Source organism: Acidovorax sp. GW835-FHT14B10 (genome assembly GCF_058793725.1).
This window is the reverse complement of sequence record NZ_JBXAGC010000021.1, coordinates 1-25,965: the sequence shown is the minus strand read 5'-3', so window position 1 is coordinate 25,965 and position 25,965 is coordinate 1. Positions and strand designations below refer to the sequence as shown.

Annotated in this window: 26 protein-coding genes and 1 pseudogene; 20 read left to right on the top strand and 7 right to left on the bottom strand. The window is 65.3% G+C overall.

Features of this window, described 5'->3' with window-relative positions; translation table 11 throughout:
- Window positions 1-139: 139 nt before the first annotated feature.
- The 4 genes from ybiB to AC1Q5S_RS15780 all read left to right on the top strand — a co-directional run bounded on the left by ybiB (window position 140) and on the right by AC1Q5S_RS15780 (window position 3,983).
- Entirely contained in the window at window positions 140-1,060 is a 921-nt protein-coding gene (gene ybiB, locus AC1Q5S_RS15795) for a DNA-binding protein YbiB (RefSeq protein ID WP_422205861.1), read from the top strand.
- Entirely contained in the window at window positions 1,057-1,866 is an 810-nt protein-coding gene (gene cobA / locus AC1Q5S_RS15790; RefSeq protein WP_303837997.1) for a uroporphyrinogen-III C-methyltransferase, read from the top strand. Before ybiB ends, cobA begins: the two co-directional genes overlap by 4 nt.
- Before the next feature lie 115 nt (window positions 1,867-1,981).
- Window positions 1,982-3,319 carry a TrkH family potassium uptake protein gene (locus AC1Q5S_RS15785; RefSeq protein WP_303837998.1) on the top strand — a complete coding sequence of 446 codons (1,338 nt, stop codon included), beginning with the start codon at window positions 1,982-1,984 and terminating at the stop codon, window positions 3,317-3,319.
- Window positions 3,309-3,983, top strand: coding sequence for a potassium channel family protein (locus AC1Q5S_RS15780; protein ID WP_348682739.1), 675 nt, complete (start codon window positions 3,309-3,311; stop codon window positions 3,981-3,983). The genes AC1Q5S_RS15785 and AC1Q5S_RS15780 overlap by 11 nt, the downstream gene beginning before the upstream one ends.
- A gap of 167 nt (window positions 3,984-4,150) precedes the next feature.
- Here AC1Q5S_RS15780 and AC1Q5S_RS15775 read toward each other — a convergent pair whose 3' ends face one another.
- Window positions 4,151-4,639 (bottom strand): acyl-CoA thioesterase, encoded by a 489-nt coding sequence (locus AC1Q5S_RS15775; RefSeq protein ID WP_303838001.1) that lies wholly within the window; start codon window positions 4,637-4,639, stop codon window positions 4,151-4,153.
- 64 nt (window positions 4,640-4,703) lie between these two features.
- On the opposite strand from AC1Q5S_RS15775, the gene AC1Q5S_RS15770 reads away from it, so the two are divergent.
- From AC1Q5S_RS15770 to AC1Q5S_RS15755, 4 genes and pseudogenes are all read left to right on the top strand, one after another.
- Window positions 4,704-5,942 carry a BaiN/RdsA family NAD(P)/FAD-dependent oxidoreductase gene (locus AC1Q5S_RS15770; RefSeq protein WP_422205864.1) on the top strand — a complete coding sequence of 413 codons (1,239 nt, stop codon included), beginning with the start codon at window positions 4,704-4,706 and terminating at the stop codon, window positions 5,940-5,942.
- A gap of 152 nt (window positions 5,943-6,094) precedes the next feature.
- Window positions 6,095-6,307 carry a 30S ribosomal protein S21 gene (gene rpsU, locus AC1Q5S_RS15765; RefSeq protein ID WP_007833691.1) on the top strand — a complete coding sequence of 71 codons (213 nt, stop codon included), beginning with the start codon at window positions 6,095-6,097 and terminating at the stop codon, window positions 6,305-6,307.
- A 216-nt stretch (window positions 6,308-6,523) separates the two neighbouring features.
- Window positions 6,524-6,970 carry a GatB/YqeY domain-containing protein gene (locus tag AC1Q5S_RS15760; RefSeq protein ID WP_303838127.1) on the top strand — a complete coding sequence of 149 codons (447 nt, stop codon included), beginning with the start codon at window positions 6,524-6,526 and terminating at the stop codon, window positions 6,968-6,970.
- Between the two features lie 104 nt (window positions 6,971-7,074).
- Window positions 7,075-7,797: pseudogene (locus AC1Q5S_RS15755) on the top strand (IS630 family transposase); the annotation flags it as partial.
- 144 nt (window positions 7,798-7,941) lie between these two features.
- Here the strand turns inward: AC1Q5S_RS15755 and AC1Q5S_RS15750 are convergent.
- Window positions 7,942-8,754 carry a DNA-binding transcriptional regulator gene (locus AC1Q5S_RS15750; RefSeq protein ID WP_422205866.1) on the bottom strand — a complete coding sequence of 271 codons (813 nt, stop codon included), beginning with the start codon at window positions 8,752-8,754 and terminating at the stop codon, window positions 7,942-7,944.
- A gap of 225 nt (window positions 8,755-8,979) precedes the next feature.
- On the opposite strand from AC1Q5S_RS15750, the gene mhpA reads away from it, so the two are divergent.
- The 7 genes from mhpA to AC1Q5S_RS15715 all read left to right on the top strand — a co-directional run bounded on the left by mhpA (window position 8,980) and on the right by AC1Q5S_RS15715 (window position 16,575).
- The gene (gene mhpA / locus AC1Q5S_RS15745) at window positions 8,980-10,740 is read left to right on the top strand and encodes a bifunctional 3-(3-hydroxy-phenyl)propionate/3-hydroxycinnamic acid hydroxylase MhpA (RefSeq protein WP_422205868.1); all 1,761 of its coding nucleotides are present in this window, start codon (window positions 8,980-8,982) and stop codon (window positions 10,738-10,740) included.
- Window positions 10,741-11,691: a 3-carboxyethylcatechol 2,3-dioxygenase gene (locus AC1Q5S_RS15740; protein WP_422205870.1), complete on the top strand. Its 951-nt coding sequence runs from the start codon at window positions 10,741-10,743 to the stop codon at window positions 11,689-11,691.
- A 28-nt stretch (window positions 11,692-11,719) separates the two neighbouring features.
- The gene (gene mhpD, locus AC1Q5S_RS15735; protein WP_303838145.1) at window positions 11,720-12,502 is read left to right on the top strand and encodes a 2-keto-4-pentenoate hydratase; all 783 of its coding nucleotides are present in this window, start codon (window positions 11,720-11,722) and stop codon (window positions 12,500-12,502) included.
- Between the two features lie 51 nt (window positions 12,503-12,553).
- Window positions 12,554-13,528: a Bug family tripartite tricarboxylate transporter substrate binding protein gene (locus AC1Q5S_RS15730; protein WP_303838147.1), complete on the top strand. Its 975-nt coding sequence runs from the start codon at window positions 12,554-12,556 to the stop codon at window positions 13,526-13,528.
- A 10-nt stretch (window positions 13,529-13,538) separates the two neighbouring features.
- Window positions 13,539-14,498, top strand: coding sequence for an acetaldehyde dehydrogenase (acetylating) (locus AC1Q5S_RS15725; protein ID WP_422205873.1), 960 nt, complete (start codon window positions 13,539-13,541; stop codon window positions 14,496-14,498).
- Between the two features lie 11 nt (window positions 14,499-14,509).
- Window positions 14,510-15,577 (top strand): 4-hydroxy-2-oxovalerate aldolase, encoded by a 1,068-nt coding sequence (dmpG, locus tag AC1Q5S_RS15720; protein WP_303834238.1) that lies wholly within the window; start codon window positions 14,510-14,512, stop codon window positions 15,575-15,577.
- 128 nt (window positions 15,578-15,705) lie between these two features.
- A complete protein-coding gene (locus AC1Q5S_RS15715; protein WP_422205875.1) occupies window positions 15,706-16,575 on the top strand; it encodes an alpha/beta fold hydrolase in 870 nt (289 codons plus the stop codon).
- 81 nt (window positions 16,576-16,656) lie between these two features.
- On the opposite strand, the gene pmbA is transcribed toward AC1Q5S_RS15715, so the two are convergent.
- The gene (pmbA, locus tag AC1Q5S_RS15710) at window positions 16,657-18,099 is read right to left on the bottom strand and encodes a metalloprotease PmbA (protein WP_422205877.1); all 1,443 of its coding nucleotides are present in this window, start codon (window positions 18,097-18,099) and stop codon (window positions 16,657-16,659) included.
- Between the two features lie 64 nt (window positions 18,100-18,163).
- On the opposite strand from pmbA, the gene yjgA reads away from it, so the two are divergent.
- Both yjgA and mog read left to right on the top strand, forming a co-directional pair.
- Window positions 18,164-18,832: a ribosome biogenesis factor YjgA gene (gene yjgA / locus AC1Q5S_RS15705; RefSeq protein ID WP_422205879.1), complete on the top strand. Its 669-nt coding sequence runs from the start codon at window positions 18,164-18,166 to the stop codon at window positions 18,830-18,832.
- A complete protein-coding gene (gene mog, locus AC1Q5S_RS15700) occupies window positions 18,825-19,424 on the top strand; it encodes a molybdopterin adenylyltransferase (RefSeq protein ID WP_422205881.1) in 600 nt (199 codons plus the stop codon). The genes yjgA and mog overlap by 8 nt, the downstream gene beginning before the upstream one ends.
- Before the next feature lie 27 nt (window positions 19,425-19,451).
- On the opposite strand, the gene AC1Q5S_RS15695 is transcribed toward mog, so the two are convergent.
- Window positions 19,452-19,601 (bottom strand): hypothetical protein, encoded by a 150-nt coding sequence (locus AC1Q5S_RS15695; protein ID WP_492239065.1) that lies wholly within the window; start codon window positions 19,599-19,601, stop codon window positions 19,452-19,454.
- 23 nt (window positions 19,602-19,624) lie between these two features.
- Between AC1Q5S_RS15695 and AC1Q5S_RS15690 the strand changes: the two genes are divergently transcribed.
- Window positions 19,625-20,725: an NAD(P)-dependent alcohol dehydrogenase gene (locus tag AC1Q5S_RS15690; protein WP_303834228.1), complete on the top strand. Its 1,101-nt coding sequence runs from the start codon at window positions 19,625-19,627 to the stop codon at window positions 20,723-20,725.
- Window positions 20,726-20,844: 119 nt separating this feature from the next.
- Here the strand turns inward: AC1Q5S_RS15690 and cysE are convergent, their stop codons facing one another.
- Together cysE and AC1Q5S_RS15680 are read right to left on the bottom strand one after the other, a co-directional pair.
- Complete coding sequence (gene cysE, locus AC1Q5S_RS15685; protein ID WP_303834225.1) at window positions 20,845-21,624, bottom strand: serine O-acetyltransferase; 780 nt, start codon at window positions 21,622-21,624, stop codon at window positions 20,845-20,847.
- 35 nt (window positions 21,625-21,659) lie between these two features.
- Entirely contained in the window at window positions 21,660-22,451 is a 792-nt protein-coding gene (locus tag AC1Q5S_RS15680) for an RNA methyltransferase (RefSeq protein WP_303834224.1), read from the bottom strand.
- A 253-nt stretch (window positions 22,452-22,704) separates the two neighbouring features.
- Between AC1Q5S_RS15680 and AC1Q5S_RS15675 the strand changes: the two genes are divergently transcribed.
- The gene (locus AC1Q5S_RS15675; protein ID WP_422205883.1) at window positions 22,705-23,670 is read left to right on the top strand and encodes a DnaJ-like protein C-terminal domain-containing protein; all 966 of its coding nucleotides are present in this window, start codon (window positions 22,705-22,707) and stop codon (window positions 23,668-23,670) included.
- Window positions 23,671-23,834: 164 nt separating this feature from the next.
- Window positions 23,835-24,773: an inositol monophosphatase family protein gene (locus tag AC1Q5S_RS15670; RefSeq protein ID WP_303834222.1), complete on the top strand. Its 939-nt coding sequence runs from the start codon at window positions 23,835-23,837 to the stop codon at window positions 24,771-24,773.
- 490 nt (window positions 24,774-25,263) lie between these two features.
- Here AC1Q5S_RS15670 and AC1Q5S_RS15665 read toward each other — a convergent pair whose 3' ends face one another.
- Window positions 25,264-25,659, bottom strand: coding sequence for a hypothetical protein (locus AC1Q5S_RS15665; protein ID WP_422205886.1), 396 nt, complete (start codon window positions 25,657-25,659; stop codon window positions 25,264-25,266).
- Window positions 25,660-25,965 lie beyond the last annotated feature (306 nt).

Here is a 25,965-nt window from a genome sequence, read left to right as displayed (position 1 = left end):
CCGTCCACCCCACCACTACCGCACCAGGACTTGTGCAATAGGGCTCCGGCCAGGCATTTCGGCGCAGACAGTACAAGCGTACGGCAAGCCGAAATAACGACGCCGGAGCCCTATTTCACAAGTTCCGCCACCAAAAACCATGGGTATCAGCCAGTACATCAAGGAAATCGGCCGCGGCCCGCGTGGCTCCAAGCCCCTGACGCGCGAGCAGGCGGCCGATCTTTTCGGCCAGGTGCTCGATGGCACGGCCTCCGACCTGGAGATCGGCGCCTTCTGCCTGGCCATGCGCATCAAGGGTGAAACGCCCGAGGAAATGTGCGGCTTTCTCGACGCCACGCACAGCCGCATGGCGTTGCTGCCCGCCAGCGACCGCCCCCTGATCGTGCTGCCCAGCTACAACGGCGCGCGCAAGCTGCCCGTGCTCACCCCCCTGCTGGCGCTGCTGCTGGCACGCGAGGGCCTGCCCGTGCTGTTGCATGGCATGCGCACCGAGGCGCGCCGTACCCTGGCATCGGATGTGCTGCTGGCGCTGGGTGTTCCTGCGCTTACGGCTCCTGAAAAGATCGCCAATGGCCGCGTGGCCCACATCGAGACCCAGCACCTGCACGCCGGCCTGGCGCGCCTGCTGAAGGTGCGCGAGGTGGTGGGGCTGCGCAACGCGGGGCACAGCGCCGTGAAGCTGATGAACCCCTGCGCAGGCGCCGCCGTGGTGGTGACCAGCTACACCCATCCCGAGTATTACGAGATGCTGCAGGCCACCTTTGGCGCGCTGCACATGACCGCCCTGCTCTCGCGCGGCCTCGAAGGCGAAGTGGCGGCAGACCCGCGCCGCACGCCCCGCTACGACGCCTTTGCGGCCGGTGTGCACCAGCTGCTGCAAGAACAGCAACCCGGCACCGCAGCCGAGGTGCCCGGCCTGCCCACCGCGATTGACATCGACACCACGGCGCGCTACACCCGAGACGTACTGGACGGCCGCCTGCCCGTGCCGGCGGCGCTGGCGCAGCAGGTGGAACATATCTTGCATCTGGCTGCGCAAACCACACGGCCAACACCATGAAAACCACCCTCCCCCCCGCCAGCCCGCCGCCAGCCGCCTTCCAGGGAACCTGCACGCTGGTGGGCGCGGGCCCGGGCGACCCCGAGCTGCTCACCCTCAAGGCCCTCAAGGCCATCCAGGCGGCCACCGTGCTGCTGGTGGACGATCTGGTGAGCGACGCCATCGTGGCGCACGCATCGCCCACGGCGCGCATCGTTTATGTGGGCAAGCGCGGCGGCTGCCAAAGCACGCCGCAGGCCTTCATCGAAAAGCTGATGCTGATGGCCGTGAACGAGGGCGAGAACGTGGTGCGCCTCAAGGGTGGCGACCCGTTCATTTTTGGGCGCGGCGGCGAAGAGGTGGAGCACCTGCGTGCTGCGGGCGTGCGAGTCACCGTCATCAATGGCATCACCGCCGGCCTGGCAGGACTGACCGCGCTGGGCGCACCGCTCACCCACCGCGAGCATGCGCACGGCGTGGTGTTCGTCACCGGCCACGCCAAGCCCGGCGACGCCGGCATCGACTGGCGCCAGCTGGCCGCCACCGCGCGTGATGCCAAGCTGACCCTGGTGATCTACATGGGCGTGAGCGGCGCCGCGCACATCGAGCACGAGCTGCTCACCGGCCTGCCCGCCCACACGCCCGTCGCCATCATCCAGCACGCCAGCCTGCCCCACCAGCGCCACGCCGTGGCCACGCTGGGCACGCTGCAGGCCACCATCGCACGCGAAGGGCTGGCCAGCCCTTCCGTCATTGTGGTCGGCGATGTGGTGCGCGGCGTGGCGGCAGCGGCCCCGGCCGCCGCGGAGCGCCGGGTGGCAGGCTGAGGCTTTTTTCCTCCACGGGAACACCGGTGCCACGGAGCCGCAAGGGCGCGCGCAGTGCTAGCATCGCGGCCGCGTGGTGCACGGGTTGCCAACCACCGCGCAGAAAGTTCTGCCTTTGACTTCCCGCGTTGCGCACCCGGCTGTGGTGCTGGCCCTGTCCTTTCTCAGCGTGATTGCGCTGGGCACCATGTTGCTGATGCTGCCTTTCGCACACGCGCAGGCGGGTGAAAGCGCGCCATTTCTCACCGCGCTGTTCACCGCCACATCGGCTGTCTGCGTGACCGGGCTGGTGGTGGTGGACACGGGCACCTACTGGAGCGGCACGGGCCAGGCCGTCATCATGGGCCTGTTCCAGATCGGCGGCTTCGGCATGATGACCTCGGCCACGCTGATGGGCCTGTTGATCAGCGGGCAGATGCGCATCCGCACGCGGCTGCTGCTGCAGGCCGAAACCCACTCGCTGGCGCTGGGCGACGTGAAAAGCGTGGCCAAGCTCGTGCTCAAGGTGACGGTGGCCGTGGAACTGGCCATGGCCCTCGCGCTGTGGCTGCGGTTTGCACTGGGCTATGGCATGCCCTGGGGCGATGCGGCATGGCACGGACTGTTCCATTCCATCTCGGCGTTCAACAACGCGGGTTTTTCCACCTGGGGCAACAGCGTGATGGCGTACTCGGGCGACGCCCTGGTGCTGGTGCCGCTGATGCTGGCCATCGTGATCGGCGGCCTCGGGTTTCCGGTGCTGCACGAGCTGCTGGCCGAGCGCGGGCGCAAGCGGCCCATCTGGTCCATGCACACGGCCCTCACCGTGTGGGGCTCGCTGGCGCTGGTGGCGCTGGGCACCGGGGTCATCCTGCTCGCCGAGTTCGACAACCCCGGCACGCTGGGCCCCATGGGCTGGGCGCACAAGGCGCTGGTGGCGCTGTTCACCTCCGTCTCGGCACGCACGGCGGGCTTCAACGCCATCGACATCGGCGCGCTCACCACCGAATCGCTGGCGCTGCACTATGTGCTGATGTTCATTGGCGGCGGCAGCGCGGGCACGGCGGGGGGGGTGAAGGTGACCACCTTCTTCGTGCTGGTGTTGGTGGTGTGGAACGAGATCCGCGGCCACCGCGACGTGGAGTTCCGCGGCCGGCGCATCGCGGACTCGGTACAGCGCCAGGCCATCACCATCATGGTGCTCAGCGCGGCCGTCGTCTCGCTGGCCCTGTTGCTGATCCTGCCGCTGACGACGCTGCCCCTGGAAAAAGTGCTGTTCGAAGTGGTCTCCGCCTTTGGCACCGTGGGCCTGTCCACCGGCATCACGGCCGAGCTACCGCCCGGCGCCCAGTCCATCATCATTGCGCTGATGTTCGTTGGCCGCGTGGGCGTGGTCACGCTGGCCGTGGCCCTGGCCACGAACCAGATCCGCCGCAACTACCGATACCCCGAGGAGAAACCGATTGTTGGATAAATCCGTCAAACACCTGTCCGGCAGCGTGGTCGTCATCGGCCTGGGCCGCTTTGGAACGGGCGTGGCCAAATCGCTGGTGGAGCTGGGCCACGATGTGCTGGCCATCGAGCACGATGCCGATACGGTGCAGTCGCTGTCGCTGGTGCTGCCCCACGTGGTGCAGGGCGACGCCACCGACCTGGAAACCCTGCGCCAGCTGGCCGTGCCTGACTTCGCGCACGCGGTGGTGAGCATCGGTGGAAACCTGGAAGCGAGCGTACTCACCATCCTCAACCTGAGCCAGCTGGGCCTCAAGGACATCTGGGCCAAGGCCATCGACCCGCAGCACGGCCGCATCGCAGAGCGGGTGGGTGCGCACCACGTGGTGTACCCCGAGGCCGACATGGGCGAGCGCGTGGCCCACCTGGTCACCGGCAAGATGATCGACTTCATCGAGTTCGACGACGGCTTCGCCATCGCCAAGACCCGCGCGCCCATGGAAACGCACAACAAGCCCCTGTCGCAGTCCAACGTGCGCAAGCGCCATGGGATCACCGTGGTGGGCATCAAGCGGCGCCACGTCGACTTCATCTATGCCAAGGCCGAGACCGAGGTCAAGCCCGGCGATCACCTGATCGTGGCGGGCCCCACGCGGATGGTGGAACGCTTCGCTTCGCTGTACTGAGCGGCGCGAGCCGGCCGGCGTGTGCGCCACCATCGACGCCTTCGCGCAACCGGTGGCCAATGTGCTATCGGGGCGCACCAGCGAGATGGCCGGGCTCTCGCGGCAGGCCGTATCGCTGGCGGGGCGCTGCCGCAACGCGGCTTGCAAGCCGGTGAGGGCGGAGCCGGTCAGCCCTCTGTCGCCTCCCGCACCTGCTGGAAGCGCTCGGCCAGCTCCTTGCGCAGCGACTTGCGCAGCAGCGCCGCCTCCCAGCGGCGCCGCTCATCGGCGGTCACGGGCATGAGGGGCGGCACCGCCATGGGCTTGCGCGCCTCGTCCACCGCCACCATGGTGAAAAAGCAGCTGTTCACATGCCGCACCACCTGCGCGCGGATGTCTTCGGCCACCACCTTGATGCCCACTTCCATCGACGAACTGCCCGTGTAGTTGACGCTGGCCAGAAAGGTCACCAGCTCGCCCACATGGATGGGCTGCAGAAACATCACCTGGTCCACGCTCAGCGTGACCACGTAGCAGGCCGAAAAGCGGCTGGCGCAGGAATACGCCACCTGGTCGAGCAGCTTCAAGATGGCCCCGCCATGCACGTTGCCCGAAAAATTGGCCATGTCGGGAGACATCAGCACGGTCATGCTGAGCTGGTGGGAGGGGATGTTCATGCCGCCCATTGTCGCCCACCGCCGACCAAAATCGGCGGTCTGCGCAGCACCTACACTGCAGGCCATGCAGATGTTTGACGTGGTGATCGTGGGTGCCGGTGCTGCCGGCCTTTTTTGTGCCGGCCAGGCGGGCCAGCGTGGCCTCCAGGTGCTGCTCATCGACCACGCCGACCAGGTGGCCGAAAAAATCCGCATCTCGGGCGGCGGGCGCTGCAACTTCACCAACCGCGATCTCGACCCGCGCGCGCCGCACAGGCACTTCGTGGGCCAGAACCCGCAGTTCTGCCGCTCGGCGCTGTCGCGCTACACCCCGTCGGACTTCATCGCCCTGGTGCAAAAGCACGGCATCCCCTTCCATGAAAAGCACAAGGGCCAGCTGTTTGCCGACCGTTCGGCCGAAGACATCATTGCCATGCTGCTGGCCGAGTGCGCCGCCGGCGGGGTGACGCACTGGCAGCCTTGTGCCGTCAAAAACATCGTTTTCTCGGCCTATGGCGCAGATCCGTCCGGCGCTGGCAGCTATCACATCCATACCGATAGAGGCCCCGTGCAAGCGCGTTCGCTGGTGGTCGCCACCGGCGGCCTGTCGATCCCCAAGATCGGCGCCACCGACTTCGGCTACCGGCTGGCACAACAGTTCAGCATCCCGCTCATCGAGCGCCGCCCGGGCCTGGTGCCGCTGACCTTTGACGGCGCTCTCTGGGCGCCGTATGCACAGCTGTCTGGCCTGGCCCTGCCGGTGGAGATCAGCACCGGCAGCAAGAAGGAGCGCATGGTTTTCCACGAAGACCTGCTGTTCACCCACCGTGGCCTGTCGGGCCCGGCGGTGCTGCAAATTTCCAGCTACTGGCGCGAAGGCACGCCCCTGGCCATCAACCTGGCACCCGGCGTGGACCTGGGCGAGGCCCTGGCGACGGCAAAGAACCGCTCGAAAAAGCGCATCGCCAACGAACTGGCCACGCTGGCTCCAAGCCGCCTGGCCGATGCCTGGGCCCAGCGCGAGGCCGACTGGCAGCGCCCCATCAACGAAGCCTCGGACAAGGCCCTGGCCCGGCTGGCCGAGCAGCTGGCGCGCTGGGAGCTCACCCCCACCGGCACCGAGGGCTACAAGAAGGCCGAGGTCACGCTGGGCGGCGTGGACACGCGCGCACTGTCGCAGCAGACCCTGGAGTGCAAGACGCAGCCGGGGCTGTATTTCGTTGGCGAGGTGGTCGATGTGACGGGCTGGCTGGGCGGCTACAACTTCCAGTGGGCCTGGGCCAGTGCCCATGCGTGTGCGCAGGCGCTGGTTTCTGCCTCTTGATTTGCGCGCCGCAGTCGCTATAATGGCGGGCTTCGCTGGCAATGCCCCGTCGGCCAAATACTAGTTACAGACGGGGAAAACCGCCACGCATGGTCTTGAGGCCCGATCTCCCCAAGACCCTCTGTGGGCAACCTATTGGAAAACATTAGCTAATGACTACGATCCGCGTAAAAGAAAACGAACCCTTTGACGTTGCACTGCGCCGCTTCAAGCGCACCATTGAAAAGCTCGGCCTGCTGACCGACCTGCGCGCCCGCGAGTTCTACGAAAAGCCCACCGCCGAGCGCAAGCGCAAGAAGGCAGCCGCCGTGAAGCGCCACTACAAGCGCGTTCGCAGCATGCAACTGCCAAAAAAGCTGTACTAAGTACCGCTTCGGCACAGTCCCTCATACGGACAGCCGCCAAACCCGCGCTAGGGACGCCAAGCGCGGGTTTTTGTTTTTTCGGGTTTGCACAAAGCCCCTCTGGCGTCGTTGCAGCGCCTTGCCGTCGCGAGACTACTGTCTGCGGCGCTGACGCCTAGCCAGAGGGGCTTTGTGCAAACCCTCCGTCCCTGTCTGAAACCAAAAAAGGAAGCCGCCATGAGCCTCAAGGACCAGATCACCGAAGACATGAAGACCGCCATGCGCGCCAAGGACAGCGAGCGCCTGGGCACCATCCGCCTGCTGCAGGCCGCCATGAAGCAAAAGGAAGTGGACGAGCGCGTGGTGCTGGACGATGTGGCCATCGTCACCATCGTGGACAAGCTCATCAAGCAGCGCAAGGACAGCATCACCGCCTTTGAAGGCGCGAGCCGCCAGGACCTGGCCGACAAGGAGAAATCCGAAATGGCCGTACTGCAGGCCTACCTGCCCGAGCGCATGTCGGCCGAAGAAACCCTGGCCGCCGTCAAGGCCATCGTGGCCGAAGTGGGCGCCTCGGGCCCCGGCGACATGGGCAAGGTCATGGGCGTGGTCAAGACCCGCCTGGCCGGCAAGGCCGACATGGGCCAGGTGTCGGTCGCCGTGAAGGCGGCGCTGGCGGGCTGATCCCGATACCCACGCAAAACTACAGAAACATAAAAACAGTGGCACCTGGAGCTTGCGTGACAAGCGCCAGGTGCTATTTTTTCCTGATTCGCCACAGCGCAGCCGGGCTTTCGCAGACGGCCGTCTCGCGCATCTGGCGCGCCTTCGGCTTGCAGCCGCATCGCCAGGAGACATTCAAACTGTCTGCCGATCCGATGTTCGTCGAGAAGGTGCGCGACATCGTCGGCCTCTACATGGATCCGCCTTTGATGGCCATGGTGCTGTGCGTGGACGAGAAGAGTCAGATCCAGGCGCTTGATCGCACGCAGCCCTTGCTGCCCCTTGCGCCCGGCATTGCCGAGCGGCACACCCATGACTACGAGCGTCATGGTACGACCACGCTGTTTGCAGCCCTGGATATCGCCACGGGAGCGGTCATCGGCGAGATGCACCGTCGCCACCGCAGCAGCGAATTCCTGCAGTTCCTACGAACCGTTGAAGCCAGAGTGCCAGCGGTGCTGGATATCCACCTGGTCATGGACAACTACGGCACACACAAGACGGCGTCGATCAGATCATGGCTGGCCCGTCATCCGCGCATTCACGTGCACTTCACGCCGACCTCGGCGTCATGGCTCAATCAGGTTGAGCGCTGGTTCGCAACGCTCACGCAACGCTGCATTCGCCGCGGCACACATCGCTCCACACGACAACTTGAGCAGGCGATCCGGGAGTACCTCGACATCAATAACGCCAAGCCGAAGCCTTTCGTTTGGTCCAAGACCGCCGATGACATCCTCGCCAGCATTGAGAGGTTTTGTCTGCGAACTTCTAACTCACCACACTAGTCTGTGAAACAGTAAACGCGATAGCTCGGCACAAATGCTCCCTGACGGAGAGGCTTGCTGCAGTCGCCTTTTCTACCCTTCACCTTGCCACTGGCTTCGATCGTCAAGTCAATTGCCAGCAGATCATTTTCCTGACATCGTCGCTCATTCCAGCCACGCGCGGCTGGACTTGCCAATATGCGCCGCCAGTGCCCCCAGCGCCGGCACAAAGCGCATTTGCAGTTCTGCAGGCGCCACGGCGGCTTTCGGGAACACCATGTTGAGCACACCGAGCAGACGCTCTCCGCTGCGCAGCGGCACAGCCACCGCCGCAAAGTGCTGCTCGCGAACCCACTCGCCATCGTTGTAGGCATAACCCCGCTGCTGCGTTTCGCGCACTGCCTCGGCTACCGCAGCCCGGTCCCTTGCCATCACTCCGATCCAGTCATCGCGCTGGCCAAGCATCGACAGCAGGGCCTCGCGCTGCTCCTCCGAGCATGCCGCAAGATAGGCCCGCCCCAGCGCCGTCACAAACACCGGCATCTTCTCGCCGATCATGGCGCGGTGCTGCGACAGCGCGCTGAATCGGTGGGTTGACTCGCGCACCACCATGAAGCCTGACTCCATCGTGCCCAGATCGCAGGGCCACAGCAGCTTGCGCACCGAGGCGCGCATCAACGGCGCTGCAACCTGCTCCACCCATGCCTCGTCCTCAAATCCCTCGCTAAGGCGACGCACCTCAAACGTGAGGTAGTACTGCCCTTCACGTTCACCGCGTCGCACAAAACCCTCGGTGCGCAAGGTTTCCAGCAGCCGCTTGACGGTGGTGCGATGCATGCCGCAGACCTCGGCCAATTCAGTCGTTGTGGCCATGCCGCCCGAGGCGCTGTTGAGTGCCTTGAGCACATCCAGCCCACGCGCCAGGCTGCGCACATCTTTGTATTGGGATTCAACGGCCACAGGCCTGTGTTGCGGCATGGATCGATCTCCAAAACGATGGTTGGCGGCGAAAAACGGGGCACACCATGCAAAACAAGGGATAACCCCAGTATTTGGGTGCACCAGGTGCACGCAGTTTACGCTTTGATCTAGCGCAAACACAATCGCTTCAACTTGCGCTAGCCGTCCCCTGCGTTCATGACGCAAGCCACCGGGCTTCAGGTCCCGTGTGTTTCAACCGTTACATCCACAGGAGCAAGGCCCATGGCCACGAAAGTCCACAAGACAACCGCCGAATTCGATGTCGACGTCATCATCGTCGGTGCAGGCCCCGTCGGCCTGACCATTGCCAACACGCTCGGCGTGGCCGGCGTACCTTCGCTGTTGATCGAAAAGCTCGACAAGATCATCGACTACCCGCGCGCAATCGGAATCGACGACGAGTCCTTGCGCACGCTGCAGACTGCGGGCCTGGTGGACCAGGTGCAGGCGCACATCACACCTGACCACTGGATGCGCTTTTTTACTGCCAGCGGCAAGTGCTTCGCATCCATCGAACCGCGCACCGACGAGTTCGGCTGGTCGCGCCGCAATGCGTTCATTCAGCCACAGGTGGATGAAATCCTGTACCGGGGCCTGCAGCGCTTCAAAGACACACGGGTTCTGTTTGAGCAGTCGGTCACCGACATCACTCAGGACGCCGAGGGCGTCACGCTCACGCTCGAAGACAGCAAGGGCCAACCGCGCACCTTGCGCGCACGCTATGTGGTGGCATGCGACGGCGGCAACAGCTTCATCCGCCGCGCACTCAACGTGCCATTTGAAGGCCGCACCAAGCCCAACCAGTGGATTGTGGTCGATGTACGCAACGACCCGCTGGGAACGCCCCACATTGACATGCATTGCGACCCCGAGCGCCCTTACGTTTCGGCGGCACTTCCGCACGGCATACGCCGCTTTGAATTCATGGTGATGCCCGGAGAGACCGAAGAAGAACTCTCCAAGCCCGAGAACCTGGCCAAGCTCATGCGCAAGGTCGTCGCCGATCCGGACAGTGTGGATTACATCCGCAAGCGCGTCTACACCCACAACGCCCGCCTGGCCTCCACCTTCCGCGTGGACCGGGTGCTGCTGGCCGGTGACGCTGCACACATCATGCCGGTGTGGCAGGGCCAGGGCTACAACAGCGGCATGCGCGATGCCAGCAACCTCGCATGGAAACTCGCCTGGGTTGCCAAGGGCCTCGCCGGCGACGCCCTGCTGGACACCTATGGCGACGAGCGCCGTGACCACGCCCGCTCGATGATCCACCTGTCCGAGGTGGCTGGCGACATCTTCGCCCCCGAAAGCCACACCGCCGCCAAGGTTCGCGACACCGTGATGCTGGCTCTCAACGCCGTGCCGCCGGTCAAGCAGTACTTTGCAGAAATGCGCTTCAAGCCCATGCCCCGCTACGAGCGCGGCGTGGTGGTGTTGCCCGAAAAAGGCGAGAGCCAATCCATCCTGGGAGGTTTGCTCAACCGCTCGGGCGACCACCCGCTGGGCCGCCTTCTGGGCCTGATGGCCGAGAAGAAGGAATCGCCCCTGGGCCGCCTTCTCAATGGCTTTGAGGTGCCGCTGGAGACGCCCGTAGGCCGCATGTTCATCCAGCCGCGCGTGACCACCGAAACCGGGGAAACCGTGCGCCTGGATGACGTGATCGGCCTGAACTTTGCCATCCTGGCCTGGGGCACCGATCCCACTTTCAACCTGAGCAAAGAGGCTCGCGCCTTCTGGGATCGCCTGGGCGCGAAATTCATCACCGTCAAACCCCAGGTGCAAATGGCGCACAGCAACGATGCCCGCACAGGCGTTATCACGCTGGGCGACACCCAGGGCCGCATCAAGGAATGGTTTGGCAAGCAAAACAAATCCATTGTGTTCGTGCGCCCAGATCGGTTTGTGGCGGCCCTGTGCTCACCCCAGGAAGTCTCTGCCGTCACAACAGCCCTGTCCCGCAAACTCGCAACGCCCCTGGAGGCCTGAATGCCCAGCATTGCACCCCGTGCCTTTCTGGGCATGTCGCACTCGCCCTTGCTCGGACTCAACGAGATCAGCCCCGACGCCAAGGCCTCGCTCGACGCTGCGCTAGAGCAGGCGCGCGCCCAGGTACACGCTTTCAAGCCCGAATTGGTGGTGCTGCTGGGCCCCGATCACTACAACGGCTTTTTCAACGCGCTGATGCCACCGTTCTGCATTGGCAGTGCGGCCACTTCGGTGGGTGACTACCTCACGCCGCCCGGCGCCCTGAACACTGACGAAGCCGCCGCCCTTGCGATGACCACGCACCTGATGGACAACGGCTTTGACATCGCCCTGTCGCGCCGCATGCAGGTGGATCACGGCTTTGCGCAGGCCCTGCAGTTCCTGTGGGGCGGCCTGGACACCCCCTCCGTGGTGCCGATCTTCATGAACGCCGTGGCCCAGCCCGGCATTCCGCGCTTGGCACGCTGCCAGCAGCTGGGCGAGGCCATTGGCCAGTTTCTAGACACCCTGCCGCACCGCACCCTGGTGATCGGCTCGGGCGGGCTGTCGCACGAGCCCCCCGTTCCCACGCTGGCCCACCCCGATGCGGCCGTGCGTGAACGCATCACCATCAGGCGCGAGCCCACCGCGGCCGAGCGCGAAGCCAAGACAGCGCGCGTTATGGCCGCGGGCGTGGCTTTGGCGCGCGGCGATTCCAGCATGAAGCCGCTGAACCCGGCCTGGGACCGGCACTGGATGGACGCACTGGAGCGTGGTGCTTTCAGCGAACTGACTGCCATGACCGAAGACTCCATCGAGCAGCAGGCCGGTCTGTCGGCCCACGAGTCCAAGACCTGGCTGATCGCCCGCGCCGCCCTGCCCGCCCGGCCCATACCCTGCACGCTGCGCCATTACCAGGCCCTGCCCGCACTGATTGCGGGCTATGGCGTGCTGTTCCAGCACACCGCCTAAACACCACAAGCAATCTTCGAGGAACCAGATGACCACCACTGAACAGATCAACGCCTGGGCCGAGCGCCTGCGCGCAGCAGAGCAGACTGCGACCCCGATCGCGCCGCTGCGCGAGGAAATCACCCAAGCGGACGACGCCTACGCCGTGCAACTGGCCAATGTGCGCCATGCGCAGGCACAGGGTCGCCGTATCGTGGGCCGCAAGGTCGGCCTGACCTCGCCCGCCGTGCAAAAGCAGCTCGGTGTGGACCAGCCCGACTTTGGCACCCTGTTTGCCGACATGGTCTATGGCGACGACGAGGAAATTCCCTGGGCGCGCACCCTGCAGCCCAAGGTCGAAGCCGAAGTGGCCCTGGTGCTGGAGCGCGACCTCGACCTGACCGACGCCACGCTGGTGGACGTGATCAACGCCACTGCCTACGTGCTGCCCGCCATTGAGATCGTGGGCAGCCGCATCGCGAACTGGAACATAAAGTTCATCGACACCGTGGCGGACAACGCCTCCAGCGGGCTCATCGTGCTGGGCGCCGTGCCCACGCGCCTGAACGCGCTCGACCTCAAGCTGTGCGAGATGACCACCGAGCGCGCCGGCGCCGTGGTGTCGCAAGGCCAGGGCCGTGCCTGTCTGGGCCACCCGCTCAATGCCGCCGTATGGCTGGCGCGCAAGCTGGCCACTCTGGGCCAGCCCCTGCGCGCGGGCGACCTGGTGATGACCGGCGCACTCGGCCCCATGGTGGCGGTGCAGCCTGGAGATGCCTTCGAGGCGCGCATCAGCGGCGTCGGCACGGTGCGTACCTGCTTCGGTCACTGATCCAGCACCCGCACGCCCTTCTTTCCAAATCCTGTTCTGAAAGCCAACCTCATGCTGCTTCGTCGCACCCTCCTTGCTGCCCTGTCGGCCACCGTTGTTACGGGCATGGCCCATGCCCAGGCACCTGCATTCCCGTCACGCACCGTGACCCTTGTCGTGCCGTTTCCAGCAGGCGGCATCACCGACACCATCTCCCGCGCCCTCGCCCAGAAGATGACCGACTCGCTGGGCAAACCCGTGATCGTGGACAACAAGCCCGGTGGCGGCGGCCAGATCGCGGCCAACCAGGTCAAGCAGGCCGAGGCCGACGGCCACACCATCTACGTGGGTGCCACCGAGATGTTCGCCATCAACCCCACGCTGTACCGCAAGTTTTCGTACGACCCGATCAAGGACTTCGCCCCCGTCACCTCGCTGATTTCCTCGCCGCTGGTGCTGGTGGTGCCCAGCAACAGCCCAACCAACGCGATGGCCGATCTGGTGCAGCAATCCAAAACCCGCAAGGAGGGGCTGAACTTTGCCTCGCAGGGCATGGGCTCCATCGGCCACCTGCTGGGCGAGCTGTTCCGTGGCAAGACGGCGGGCAACTTCCACCACGTGGCCTACAAAGGCTCCGCCCCCGCGCTGCAGGACGTGATGAGCGGCCAGGTCGACATGATGTTCGACCCCATCATCAGCACGGGCCCGCTGATCGCCGGCAAAAAGCTCAAACCCCTGGCCATCGCCGCCACCAAGCGCTCGGCCCAACTGCCCGACGTGCCCACCCTGGGTGAGCTGGGCATCCAGGGCGTTGATGCCGGCGTGTGGTTTGGCGCCGTGGTCAAGGCCGGAACGCCCGCACAGACGATTGCCAAGCTCAACGAAGCCTTCCTGAAGGCCCTGAACGAGCCCGACATCCAAAAGCGCTTTGCCGAACAAGGCATGCAGGCCTTCCCCTCGACCCCCGCACAGTTCGGCAGCTTCATCCAGTCGGAAGTCGCACGCTGGGCACCGCTGATCAAGGCCAGCGGCGTCACCATCGAATAAAGGCCATCCCATGACCCGCAAACTCAAAGCCGCCATCATCGGCAGTGGCAACATCGGCACCGATCTGATGATCAAGATCCTGCGCCACGGCCAGCACATCGAGATGGGCGCCATGGTCGGCATCGACGCCGCCTCCGACGGCCTGGCCCGTGCCGCCCGCATGGGCGTGGCCACCACGCACGAAGGCGTGGCCGGTCTCACGCGCATGCCCCAGTTCGCCGACATCGACGTGGTGTTCGATGCCACCTCGGCGTCGGCCCATGTCCAGAACGATGCCTTCTTGCGCGGCCTCAAGCCCGGCATCCGCCTGATCGACCTCACGCCCGCGGCCATCGGCCCCTACTGCATCCCGGTGGTCAACGGGGAAGACCACCTGGACGCACTGAACGTGAACATGGTCACCTGCGGTGGCCAGGCCACCATCCCCATGGTCGCCGCCGTCTCGCGCGTGGCCAAGGTGCAGTACGGCGAAATCGTCGCCAGCATCTCCAGCAAGAGCGCCGGCCCCGGCACCCGCGCCAACATCGACGAATTCACCGAAACCACCTCCAAGGCCATCGAGGTGGTGGGTGGCGCCGCCAAGGGCAAGGCCATCATCGTTTTGAACCCGGCCGAGCCGCCGCTGATCATGCGCGACACGGTCTACACGCTCTCCGACAGGGCCGATGAAACCGCCATTGCTGATTCCATCGAGCGCATGGCCGCCGCCGTGCAGGCCTATGTGCCGGGCTACCGCCTCAAGCAAAAGGTGCAGTTCGACCGCATCGAGGGCCTGGACATCCCCGGCGTGGGCCACAACCTCAGCGGCCTCAAGACCTCTGTGTTCCTGGAGGTGGAGGGCGCAGCCCACTACCTGCCCGCCTATGCCGGCAACCTGGACATCATGACCAGCGCCGCCCTGCGCACCGCCGAGCACATGGCCCGGCGCATCCTGGCCGCTGCTGGCGCAGCCACCGCCGTGGCCGCCTGAAGGAGAACCCCATGAGCACCCCTGTTTCCAAGAAGATCTACATCTCCGACGTGACGCTGCGCGACGGCAGCCACGCCATTCGCCACCAGTACAGCGTGGTCCAGGCCATGCAGATCGCCAAGGCGCTGGACGACGCCCGGGTCGATTCCATCGAAGTCGCCCATGGTGACGGCCTGCAAGGCGGCAGCTTCAACTACGGCTTTGGCGCCCACACCGATGTGGAGTGGATCGCGGCCGTGGCCAGCGTGGTCAAGCACGCAAAAATAGCCACGCTGCTCTTGCCGGGCATTGGCACCGTGCACGATCTGAAGGCGGCCTATGACGCTGGCGCGCGCATCGTGCGCGTGGCCACGCACTGCACCGAAGCCGACATCTCCAAACAGCACATCGAATACGCCCGCCACCTGGGCATGGAAGCCGTGGGCTTTCTGATGATGAGCCACATGCAGACGCCCCAGGGCCTGGCCCAGCAGGCCAAGCTGATGGAAAGCTACGGCGCCACCGTGTGCTATGTGGTCGATTCAGGCGGCGCGCTCTCCATGAACGACGTGCGCGACCGCTTCCGCGCCTTCAAGGATGCGCTCAAGCCCGAGACGCAGACCGGCATGCACGCCCACCACAACCTGAGCCTGGGCGTGGCCAACTCCATCGTCGCCGTGGAAGAAGGCTGCGACCGCGTGGACGCCAGCCTGGCCGGCATGGGCGCGGGTGCGGGCAATGCGCCGCTGGAAGTGTTCATTGCAGCGGCGGACCGCATGGGCTGGAGCCATGGCACCGACCTGTACCAGTTGATGGATGCGGCCGACGACATCGTGCGCCCGCTGCAGGATCGCCCGGTGCGCGTGGACCGCGAAACCCTGGCGCTCGGCTATGCGGGGGTGTACAGCAGCTTCCTGCGCCATTCGGAAGTGGCCGCCCAAAAATATGGCCTCAAGGCCGTGGACATTCTGGTCGAACTGGGCAAGCGGCGCATGGTGGGCGGGCAGGAGGACATGATCGTGGATGTGGCGCTGGATCTGCTCAAGGCCCGCGAGCATGAGCGCATGCATGCGATGCCGGTGATGAGCGAAGCGGGCTGAGGCACCGCACTGCTGCTTGCAGGCTGATGGGGCATATTTTGATGCCAAATCGGCCTAACGCGCCTGTCAAAAAAGCGCCATAAGCTATCTTTTTAATAGCAAAATATCATCCCATGCCAGGAGTTCCCATGACTGCCACCATCCCCACCATCACCGAAACCGCCACCAGCAAGTTCGTCCGCATCCAAGAGGGCGATCTGAACTTGCAACTGCACTACAACGACGTCGGTCAGGGCGCCGAGACGGTTGTCATGCTGCATGGCTCTGGCCCCGGCGCCAGCGGCTGGGCCAACTTCAACCGAAACATCGAGCCATTTGTGAACGCGGGCTACCGCGTGATTCTGATGGACTGCCCCGGCTGGAGCAAAAGCGACCCCATCATCAACACCGGCTCGCGCTCAGAGTTGAACGCCCGCGCCTTGAAGGGCCTGCTGGATGCCATCGGCCTCGACAAAGTCCATATCGTCGGCAACTCGATGGGCGCGCACAGCACCGTGGCGTTTGCGCTGGCCCACCCCGAGCGCGTGGGCAAGTTGATCCTGATGGGCGGCGGCACCGGCGGCCCCAGCCAGTTTGTGCCCATGCCCACCGAAGGCATCAAGCTGATCGGCGCGCTCTACCGCGACCCGACGATTGAAAACCTCAAGCGCATGATGAATGTGTTTGTGTACGACGCAAGCCACCTGACCGACGAACTGTTCCAGGCGCGCCTCGACAACATGCTGGCCCGCGGTGATCACCTGGAAAACTTCGTCAAGAGCAGCACGGCCAACCCCAAGCAGTTCCCCGATCTGGGCCACCGCCTGGGCGAGATCTCGGCCAACACGCTGGTCATCTGGGGGCGTGACGACCGCTTTGTGCCCCTGGACGTGGGCCTGCGCCTGCTGTGGGGCATGCAAAACGCGCAGCTGCACGTCTTCAACCGCTGTGGCCACTGGGCCCAGTGGGAGCATGCCGACAGCTTCAACCGGCTGGTGCTGGACTTTCTCACGCACTGAGCGGCGTTACCACTCCCTCACCGGCTCACTGTTGACTGGCCGTCCTCCAGCCTTGAAGCGAAATCTGCCGGTGTAGTTGACTCAGCTCCCCGCCACCTTCATGCGGTTGACCAGGATGGAGCCCACGGTCTTGGCGCCGTAGTTGTAAGCATCGGCGCCCACGGCCTCGATGCCCTTGAGCATGTCCTTGAGGTTGCCCGCGATGGTGATCTCGTGCACGGGGAAGGCGATCTTGCCGTTCTCCACCCAGAAGCCGCTGGCGCCGCGCGAGTAGTCGCCCGTCACGTAGTTCACGCCCTGGCCCATCAGCTCCACCACAAACAGGCCCGTGCCCAGCTTTTGCAGCATGGCATCGAGGTTGTCGCCGGCCTGCGTGAGGCGCGAGGTCATCACCAGGTTGTGCGAGCCACCGGCATTGCCCGTGGTCTTCATGCCCAGCTTGCGCGCCGAGTAGCTGGACAGGAAATAGCCCTGCACCCGCCCGCCCTGCACCACCTTGCGCGGGGCCACGCGCACGCCTTCTTCGTCAAAGGGCGAGCTGCCCTTGCCACGCAGCACGAACGGGTCTTCCAGAATGTCGATGTGCTTGGGAAACACCATCTTGCCCAGCGAATCGAGCAAGAAGCTGCTCTTGCGGTAGAGCGAGCCGCCACTCACGGCCTGCACAAAACCGCCCAGCAGGCCCGCCGCCAGGGACGATTCAAACAGCACCGGGCATTGCGTGGTGGGAATCTTGCGGCTGCCCAGGCGGGCGAGCGCGCGCTGGGCGGCATAGCGGCCCACGGCCTCGGGCGAGGCCAGTTCGGCCGCGCTGCGCATGGAGCTGTACCAGGCATCGCGCTGCATCTCGGCATTGCGGCCGGGCAGCGAGGCGATGGGGGACACCGAAAAGCTGTGGCGCGAGCTGGCATAGCCACCGCGAAAGCCCCGCGTGTGCGCGCTGAAGAAATGGCTTTGCTGTGCCGACACGCCGGCGCCTTCGCTGTTGGTGATGCGGCGGTGGGTTTGGAGGGCAGCGGCCTCGCACGCCATGGCCAGTTGCGCTGCCTCTTCGCTGGTGACGGCCCAGGGATGGAACAGGTCGAGGTCGCGGTGCGTATCGGCCGGTGCAATATCGGCCTCGTCGGGCAGACCGGCCATGGGGTCTTCGGCGGTGAAGCGGGCGATGTCGTAGGCGGCCTGCACGGTCTGCTCGACGGCCTTGTCCGAGAAATCGGAGGTGCTGGCATTGCCACGGCGGTGGCCGATGTACACCGTCACGCCCAGCGACTTGTCACGGTTGCGCTCCACGTTCTCCAGCTCGCCCTTGCGCACGCTGACCGACAGGCCACAACCCTCGGAGGCCTCGGCGCCTGCGTCGGTGGCGCCCAGTTTTCTGGCATGCGCCAAAGCACGGTCCACCAGGTCTTCAAAGAACGAGCGGCTGTAGCTGAAGCCGCGCTCCGGAGCGGGCGAAATCGCGGCGGCTGGGGCGGAGGCCGCAGCGCCAGTGGCGCGGGAGGCGCGTTGGGTGGGTTTGTTCATAGCGGCGGCTATGATACTTGCCGCTGTGGTGCGCGCTGCGCCACCTCTCTCTTTGCCCCCACCCATGTCACGCAAACCCAAAAAAGGCTACTTTGTGCGAGGCCAGTTCGTTGCCGAAGGCAGCGAAATGGACATTCAGCTCAAGGCCGAACTCAAAGGCACGCCCGATGCCAGCCGCACCGATCTCAAGCGCGAAAGCGACGAGCTGCAAGACCTGGGCAAGGAGTTGCTGAGCCTGCGCGCTGACCTGTTCGACGCCGTGGGCCTGCCCGACAAACTGGTGGAGGCGCTGGCCGAGGCCCGGCGCATCACCAACTTCGAGGGCAAGCGCCGCCAGATGCAGTACGTGGGCAAGCTCATGCGCAAGCTCGAACCCGAGCGGGTGCAGGCCGCCCGCCAGGCACTGGAAGAGCAGCACAAGGGCTCGGCCAGCGAAAAACTGGCGCTGCACCTGGCCGAGCACTGGCGCGACCGGCTGATTGCCGACGACGCAGCCCTGGCCCCCTGGATGGCCGAGCACCCCGACACCGACACCCAGCAACTGCGCGCCCTGATCCGCCAGGCGCGCAAGGATGCCACGCCAGCCGGCAAGACCGCCAACGTGCAGGTCTCCGAGGGCCTGGCCCCGCGCAAGGGCCGGGCCTACCGCGAGCTGTTCCAGCTGGTGCGCGAGCACCTCGGCGGCGCGGCCGGCCCCGACGAGCAGCCCGAGGAGGACACGCACGATGACTGAAGCCATCCACGACCCGGTCAAGATCGGCATCGTCTCGATCAGCGACCGCGCCAGCACCGGCGTGTATGAAGACAAGGGCCTTCCGGCCCTGCAGGACTGGCTGACCCGCGCCCTGCGCAACCCCATCACCTTCGAGCCGCGCCTGATCCCCGACGAGCAGGACACCATCAGCGCCACGCTGATCGCCCTGGTCAACGCGGGCTGCAGCCTGGTGCTGACCACCGGCGGCACGGGCCCGGCCCTGCGCGACGTGACGCCCGAGGCCACGCTGGCCGTGGCGCACAAGGAAATGCCCGGCTTTGGCGAGCAGATGCGCCAGATCAGCCTGAAGTTCGTGCCCACCGCCATCCTGTCGCGGCAGGTGGCCGTGGTGCGCGAGCAAAGCCTCATCATCAACCTGCCCGGCCAGCCCAAGGCGATTGCCGAAACGCTGGAAGGCCTGAAGGATGCGGAGGGCCAACAACTCGTACCCGGCATCTTTGCGGCCGTGCCCTACTGCATCGACCTGATCGGCGGGCCGTATCTGGAAACGCACGATGAGGTCTGCAAGGCGTTCCGGCCCAAGAACGCCATCCGGCCTGCCCGCATCTGACCTCAAGCCAGATCAGCCCGTAGCCCTTCATTCATAAATGCAGACAGCTATCAGTTTTGCTGCATTGGGAGGAAGCAACACGGCGCCAGCTGCCGCCGCTTCTTGATCTGGGACAAGCCCGCCCACCTCCATCACCCAACTGGCACCATTGCGATATAGCCTCGGCAGGTTGTTCAACCCCAGCCTCCAAGGAAACCGCCATGCCTTCCATGATGAAAGCCGCCGTGTTCGTCGAACCCGGCCGCATCGAGCTGACCGACAAACCCATCCCCGACGTGGGCCCCAACGACGCGCTGATCCGCATCACCACCACCACGATCTGCGGCACCGACGTGCACATCCTCAAGGGCGAATACCCGGTGGCCAAGGGCCTGACCGTGGGGCACGAGCCCGTGGGCGTGATCGAGAAGCTGGGCAGCGCGGTGCAGGGCTACACCGAGGGCCAGCGCGTGATTGCCGGCGCCATCTGCCCCAATTTCAACAGCTACGCGGCGCAAGACGGCTACCCCAGCCAGGACGGCAGCTACCTGGTGCCGCAAGGCCTGTGCGGCTGCCACGGCTACAAGGCCACGGCCGGCTGGCGCTTTGGCAACCTGATCGACGGCACCCAGGCCGAGTACGTGCTGGTGCCCGATGCCCAGGCCAACCTGGCCCCGATTCCCGATGGCCTGACCGATGAGCAGGTGCTGATGTGCCCGGACATCATGTCCACCGGCTTCAAGGGCGCCGAAAACGCCAACATCCGCATCGGCGACACCGTGGTGGTGTTTGCGCAGGGGCCCATTGGCCTGTGCGCCACGGCGGGCGCACGCCTGCTGGGGGCCACCACCATCATCGCCGTGGATGGCAACGACCACCGCCTGGGCATCGCCAAGAAAATGGGCGCCGACGTGACGCTGAATTTCCGCAACGTGGACGTGGTCGATGAGGTGATGCAGCTCACCGGCGGCAAGGGCGCCGACAGCTCCATCGAGGCACTGGGCACGCAGGCCACCTTTGCCCAGGCCATGAAGGTGCTCAAGCCCGGCGGCACGCTGTCGAGCCTGGGCGTGTACTCGGAAGACCTGTCGATCCCGCTGGCGCAGTTTGCGGCGGGCCTGGGCGACCACACCATCCGCACCGCGCTGTGCCCCGGCGGCAAGGAGCGCATGCGCCGCCTGATGAACGTGATTGCCGCCAACCGCCTGGACCTGGGTGTGCTGGTGACGCACCAGCGCAAGCTCGACGACATCGTCGAGGCCTACGACCTGTTTGCCCACCAGCGCGATGGCGTGCTCAAGATTGCGATCAAGCCGTTCTGAACGGCCTGCTCTCTGAATTTGGAGAAAATTGGCCTCCAGCGCTTATCCATCCAGTGCTGGCAGGTGTAAAAAAAGAAGCACGCCAATGGCGTGCTTCTTTTTTGCGCGGCCGGCTGCGGCTACTTGCCCACGAGGTCGCTCAGCTTGCCCGCCTCGAACTGCTCCTTGAGCGCCGCATCGTCGGGCACGCAATCGCCCGTCTTGACGCACTCCGACAGCTTTTCGATGGCCTGCCACAGCAGTGCGATCTGGTGCTCTTGCGAGGAGGCGTTGTCGATCAGGCCGCGCATGGCCTGCGAGAGCGGGTCGTCCTCTTGCGTGATGCCGTAGGCCGTGAACTTGCGCGGCTGCTGCGGCTCGGTCACGTCGGCGCTCTGGCCTTCCTTGGACGGGATGATGCGTGCCGGAATGCCCACCGCCGTGGCGCCCGCGGGCACGGGCTTGATGACCACGGCGTTGCTGCCGATCTTGGCGCCATCGCCCACCTCGAAACCGCCCAGCACCTTGGCGCCGGCGCTCACCACCACATCGCGGCCCAGCGTGGGATGGCGCTTGGCCCCCTTGTACAGCGAGGTACCGCCGAGCGTGACGCCCTGGTAGATGGTGCAGCCGTCGCCGATTTCAGCCGTCTCGCCCACCACCACGCCCATGGCGTGGTCGAAGAAAACACGCTCGCCGATCTTGGCGCCGGGGTGGATCTCGATGCCGGTGAACCAGCGTGCAAAGTGCGAGATGAAGCGACCCAGCCATTTGAGGCCATGGTGCCAGCACCAGTGGGCCGGGCGGTGCAGCCAGATCGCGTGCAGGCCCGGATAACAGGTGACCACCTCCCACGTGCTGCGCGCGGCAGGATCGCGGTCGAGGATGCACTGGATATCGGAGCGCAGACGGGCAAGCATGGTTGTTATGGTTATTTGTAAATGGAAAACGCAGTCTATCGTTTCGCTTGTGCCGTCTCGATCATGGCTTTGGCGACACCACGCAGGATGTGGATTTCTTCCGGGCTCAGTTGCGCACGGTTGAAAAGCTGGTTCAGCCGCGGCATGAGCTTCTTGGGCGCGGCGGGGTCGAGAAAACCAATGCCGGTGAGCGCCCGCTCCCAGTGGGCCAGCATGCCGGCCACCTGGGCGGCATCGGCCTGCACGCGGGCCGGCGTGGCCTCCTGCACCGCAAACCCGCCCAGCGCCTGGCGCCACTCGTAGGCAATCACCTGGATGGCGGCGCCCAGGTTGAGCGAGCCAAAACCCGGGTTGGTCGGGATGGAGAGCGCCACATGGCAGCGGTACACATCCTCGTTGGCCATGCCGAAGCGTTCGGAGCCAAACAGAAAGGCCACGCCCGACTCGGCCGTCGCAGCGGTCGGTTTTGAAGAATTTTCGACCTCCAGCGCTTGTCCATCCCTCGCTGAAAGCGCTCTTTTCAAGAGCCTTTCAAAGTGCGCGCGGGGGCTGGCCGTGGGCGGGCCAAAGTCGCGCGGCGTCATGGCGGTCGCGCACAGGTGGCTGATGCCATCGAGGGCTTCATCGAGCGTGGCGACGATGCGCGCGTTTTCCAGCACATCGAGGGCGCCGCTGGCACGCTGGATGGTTTCCTCGCGCCGCAGCACGTTGGGCCAGCGCGGCGCCACCAGCACCAGATCGTCAAAACCCATGGTTTTCATGGCACGGGCGGCGGCGCCCACATTGCCGGCGTGGCTGGTTTGAATGAGGATGAATCGGGTACGCATGGAAAAATCAGAAAGAAACAAGGGGCCACCGGGGCATGCGCCATTGTCGCCGCTGGCCCGGGCCTGGCGGAGGTGCCAGCCCCAGCAGCTGGGCGCCGCCTGCAGGGCCGCGCACCCTGCGCGGGTGTAAAACTCTGTGCGTGGCACGGGCGTTGTGCACGGGTGTCGCAACCCGGACGTTAAGGGCCTGTTGAAGGTCGCTTTGGCACCTCGCACCTCTCTCCACCGCTTTCCCACTTTCAACCCTCCCTCCATGCACGCTCCCTCCTCCATCGCCAGAACCCTGGGCAGCTGGCTGCTGCTGGCGTTTGCCCTGCTGCTGTCGTCCACCGCCTGGGCCCAGCGCGACGAAGGCCCCTACCAGATCCTGCAGGCGGTCTATGGCACCGACCAGTACAGCATCGACGTCACCGACCGTCTGCGGCAACTGGCCCGCCGCGACCAGCGCTTTCGGCTCACCAATGACCTGTTCGGCGCCGACCCGGCCCCCGGTCTGCGCAAGATGCTGCGCATCCATGCCCGGGGACCCGACGGTCAGCCCCGCAACTTCGACTTCAGCGAATACAGCTGGGTGGATGGCGCGCAGTTCACGGGCTGGCGCAGCGGCCGCTGGGGGCGGGGCTACGACAACGATGACCGGCAAGGCTGGAATGGCGAGGATCAGGGCGGGTATGGCCACGCCGACCGGGACCCTCTCGACATCCGGCAGGCCACCTATGGCACGCCGCAATCGCGCTTCGATGTGACGCCACAGATCCGCCAGCTGCTGCGGGGCGAGCAGCGTTTCCAGCTGAACAACCAGCTCTTCAACGGCGACCCGGCGCCGGGCCAGCGCAAAACCCTGCAGATCGTGCTGGGTGGATTTGGCCGCCAGCCCGAGATTCTCGAATACGGCGAAGGCAGCTGGATCGACGGATCGCGGATCGCGCAGGCCCGCGCCCAACGGTGGGAGCAGCGCGGCGGGCGCAACGAGGCAGACCACGGCTACGTCAACATCCAGCGCGCCCTCTACGGCAACGGTTACCGCCAGGTGGACATCACCGTGCGCCTGCGCAGCTTGGTGCGTGACGGCCGACTGGAAGTGGCGGTGGACAACCAACTCGCCGGCGCAGACCCTGCCCCCGGTGAGCGCAAGAGCCTGATGGTGGAGTTCAGCCTGGGTGGGGGGCCGGTGCAGCAAACCACCGCAGGCGAAGGCCAGTGGCTGCGGCTGCCTTGAAACGCTGCTGAATCTGCGGATGCAGGCGGTGGATGCGCCGCCGCAGGCCAGGTTCCAGGCCCTCGCCCAGCGGTTCAGGGGCGCAGCGGGTAGAATCTCTCCCATTGTCGCCGCATCGCCGGTCCACGCCTTGTCCCAAGGCCCCTGTCCTTCACCCACAATTTATGTCGTCCACCCTGCACCCCATGCTCAACGTGGCCATCAAGGCCGCACGCGCCGCCGGCGCCATCATCAACCGCGCGGCCCTGGACGTGGAATCGGTGCGGATCTCGCAAAAGCAGATCAACGACTTCGTGACCGAAGTGGACCACGCGTCCGAAAAGATCATCATCGAGACGCTGCTCACGGCCTACCCCGGCCACGGCATCCTGGCCGAAGAATCGGGCACCGAGTATGGCGCCAAGGATTCCGAGTTTGTCTGGATCATCGACCCGCTGGACGGCACCACCAACTTCATCCACGGCTTTCCCGTCTATTGCGTCAGCATTGCGCTGGCCGTGAAGGGCAAGATCGAGCAGGCCGTGATTTACGACCCCTCGCGCAATGACCTGTTCACGGCCACCAAGGGCCGCGGCGCCTACCTGAACGAGCGCCGCATCCGCGTGAGCAAACGCACCCAGCTCAAGGACTGCCTGATCTCCACCGGCTTTCCTTTCCGCCCGGGCGACAACTTCAAGAGCTACCTGGCCATGATGAGCGACGTGATGCAGCGCACCGCGGGCCTGCGCCGCCCCGGCGCTGCCGCGCTGGACCTGGCCTACGTTGCCGCGGGTTTCACCGATGGGTTCTTTGAAACCGGCCTGTCGATCTGGGATGTGGCGGCGGGCTCGCTGCTGGTGACGGAAGCCGGCGGCCTGGTGGGCAATTTCACGGGCGAGGCCGACTTTCTGGAGCAGCGCGAATGCCTGGCCGGCAACCCGCGCATCTACGGCCAGCTGGTGCCCATCCTGGGAAAATACAGCCAGTTTGCGAGCGCGGGTGACAAGGCGGCCGTGCGCCAGGCGGCTGCCGCCGCCCCCCAGGAAGCAGATGGCGCTGCGGCCGCAGCAGCATCCGCCGCCCCACAGGCCGACGCAGCCAAGGGTGAAGACGCGCCGTTCTGATCCCCGCCTTCGCCTCTCGAAGTCGCGCTCGCGACGGTCGTGTAGAACGATGGGAAGCCATGGTTCCTTCGCACGGGACCATGGCAAGAAAGCCGCCGATGCTCGCAACACGGCGGCTTTCGACATTTTGCTCTCCAAGCGACGCTGTGTGTAAACCAACGCCACGGCGTTTCCCAGAAAAACAGTTGTCGTCTGAAACATTGCGCCTGAACTACGCCACCAACCCCATGGTGGCGCATCAAGGGCGCATGCCTCGAAAACCCGCATAAACACGGGGTTTCCTGGAGCAAACAGCGATTTTGGCGGCAATTGGGCGGCACGCTTCGAAGCGCGATTGAAGCCGCATGCCCTAGAACCCGCTGGACTGACCCTGTCTCAGGCGGAACCCCGCCTCTCTGGTCGCCAACGGGAGGTTGCGCTCGAAAACTTGGTGGACCTCATCCAGCGCACCGCGCAGACCGGCCCGCGTCGCGAGCACGTCGTGCTCCAATCAGCCGCGCAGCTTCGCGTCGAGGTCGACGGCAAGCTCCGAGAGCAGCTCCAAATCCGGGTCGCCGAGCTTGTCGGGGGCAGCATGGGGCGCCAAAACTTCATCCCGCATCGACATCAGATCGGCGATCTCAGGCAGGCACATGCGGACAGTCGCCCCGATCGCCGCGTCCATCTCGGCGTGGCCCGTATCGAGTCGCATCGACATCAGCAGCTCGGCCGTGAGGTCGGATTCCAGCCTCAGATCCCCGTCAGCGCCAGGGCCGCGGCGGGCAGCGCCGCCAAGGTCAATTTCAAGCTTGTCTTCATATCCAGTCCTTGGGTTGATTTCATTGGCGAGGACGCTCCTCGGGAGCGAAGAGGCGGCCAGGCCGCGATCGGCTTCGCGGGAACTCAAAAATAGTTTGCAAGCCACGGAAACGGTCGAAGCGGCAGCGCGCTCAGAGCGATCCGCGCGCCGCCGATCCAGTCGACGGAGCGGTTCAAAAGAAATCTTTCTCCGACCGCGAACCCTTTGGCAGCCCTGGCCCCTCTTAGAGCCTGTTTACGATCTCCCAGGGGTCGCGCAGTGGCCTTTGCGGGAGGGGATGCAAGGCGCGGTGCGCAACCAATAGCTTGGCTATTGGCAAGCGCCGCAACGCCGCAGACCGCCCGCAAAGACCACTGCCCGAAGGGTTGGAGCGAAATCGGGCGATTGGACGCC

Coding starts and splice junctions, on each gene's coding strand:
- dmpG (WP_303834238.1), top strand. CDS start 14,510: ATGAGCACCCCTGTTTCCAAGAAGATCTACATCTCCGACGTGACGCTG.
- mog (WP_422205881.1), top strand. CDS start 18,825: ATGACTGAAGCCATCCACGACCCGGTCAAGATCGGCATCGTCTCGATC.
- rpsU (WP_007833691.1), top strand. CDS start 6,095: ATGACTACGATCCGCGTAAAAGAAAACGAACCCTTTGACGTTGCACTG.
- AC1Q5S_RS15680 (WP_303834224.1), bottom strand. CDS start 22,451: ATGCGTACCCGATTCATCCTCATTCAAACCAGCCACGCCGGCAATGTG.
- ybiB (WP_422205861.1), top strand. CDS start 140: ATGGGTATCAGCCAGTACATCAAGGAAATCGGCCGCGGCCCGCGTGGC.
- AC1Q5S_RS15675 (WP_422205883.1), top strand. CDS start 22,705: ATGCACGCTCCCTCCTCCATCGCCAGAACCCTGGGCAGCTGGCTGCTG.
- AC1Q5S_RS15670 (WP_303834222.1), top strand. CDS start 23,835: ATGTCGTCCACCCTGCACCCCATGCTCAACGTGGCCATCAAGGCCGCA.
- AC1Q5S_RS15760 (WP_303838127.1), top strand. CDS start 6,524: ATGAGCCTCAAGGACCAGATCACCGAAGACATGAAGACCGCCATGCGC.
- cysE (WP_303834225.1), bottom strand. CDS start 21,624: ATGCTTGCCCGTCTGCGCTCCGATATCCAGTGCATCCTCGACCGCGAT.
- AC1Q5S_RS15715 (WP_422205875.1), top strand. CDS start 15,706: ATGACTGCCACCATCCCCACCATCACCGAAACCGCCACCAGCAAGTTC.
- AC1Q5S_RS15770 (WP_422205864.1), top strand. CDS start 4,704: ATGCAGATGTTTGACGTGGTGATCGTGGGTGCCGGTGCTGCCGGCCTT.
- mhpD (WP_303838145.1), top strand. CDS start 11,720: ATGACCACCACTGAACAGATCAACGCCTGGGCCGAGCGCCTGCGCGCA.
- yjgA (WP_422205879.1), top strand. CDS start 18,164: ATGTCACGCAAACCCAAAAAAGGCTACTTTGTGCGAGGCCAGTTCGTT.
- AC1Q5S_RS15730 (WP_303838147.1), top strand. CDS start 12,554: ATGCTGCTTCGTCGCACCCTCCTTGCTGCCCTGTCGGCCACCGTTGTT.
- AC1Q5S_RS15775 (WP_303838001.1), bottom strand. CDS start 4,639: ATGAACATCCCCTCCCACCAGCTCAGCATGACCGTGCTGATGTCTCCC.
- AC1Q5S_RS15750 (WP_422205866.1), bottom strand. CDS start 8,754: ATGCCGCAACACAGGCCTGTGGCCGTTGAATCCCAATACAAAGATGTG.
- AC1Q5S_RS15725 (WP_422205873.1), top strand. CDS start 13,539: ATGACCCGCAAACTCAAAGCCGCCATCATCGGCAGTGGCAACATCGGC.
- AC1Q5S_RS15690 (WP_303834228.1), top strand. CDS start 19,625: ATGCCTTCCATGATGAAAGCCGCCGTGTTCGTCGAACCCGGCCGCATC.
- AC1Q5S_RS15740 (WP_422205870.1), top strand. CDS start 10,741: ATGCCCAGCATTGCACCCCGTGCCTTTCTGGGCATGTCGCACTCGCCC.
- cobA (WP_303837997.1), top strand. CDS start 1,057: ATGAAAACCACCCTCCCCCCCGCCAGCCCGCCGCCAGCCGCCTTCCAG.
- mhpA (WP_422205868.1), top strand. CDS start 8,980: ATGGCCACGAAAGTCCACAAGACAACCGCCGAATTCGATGTCGACGTC.
- pmbA (WP_422205877.1), bottom strand. CDS start 18,099: ATGAACAAACCCACCCAACGCGCCTCCCGCGCCACTGGCGCTGCGGCC.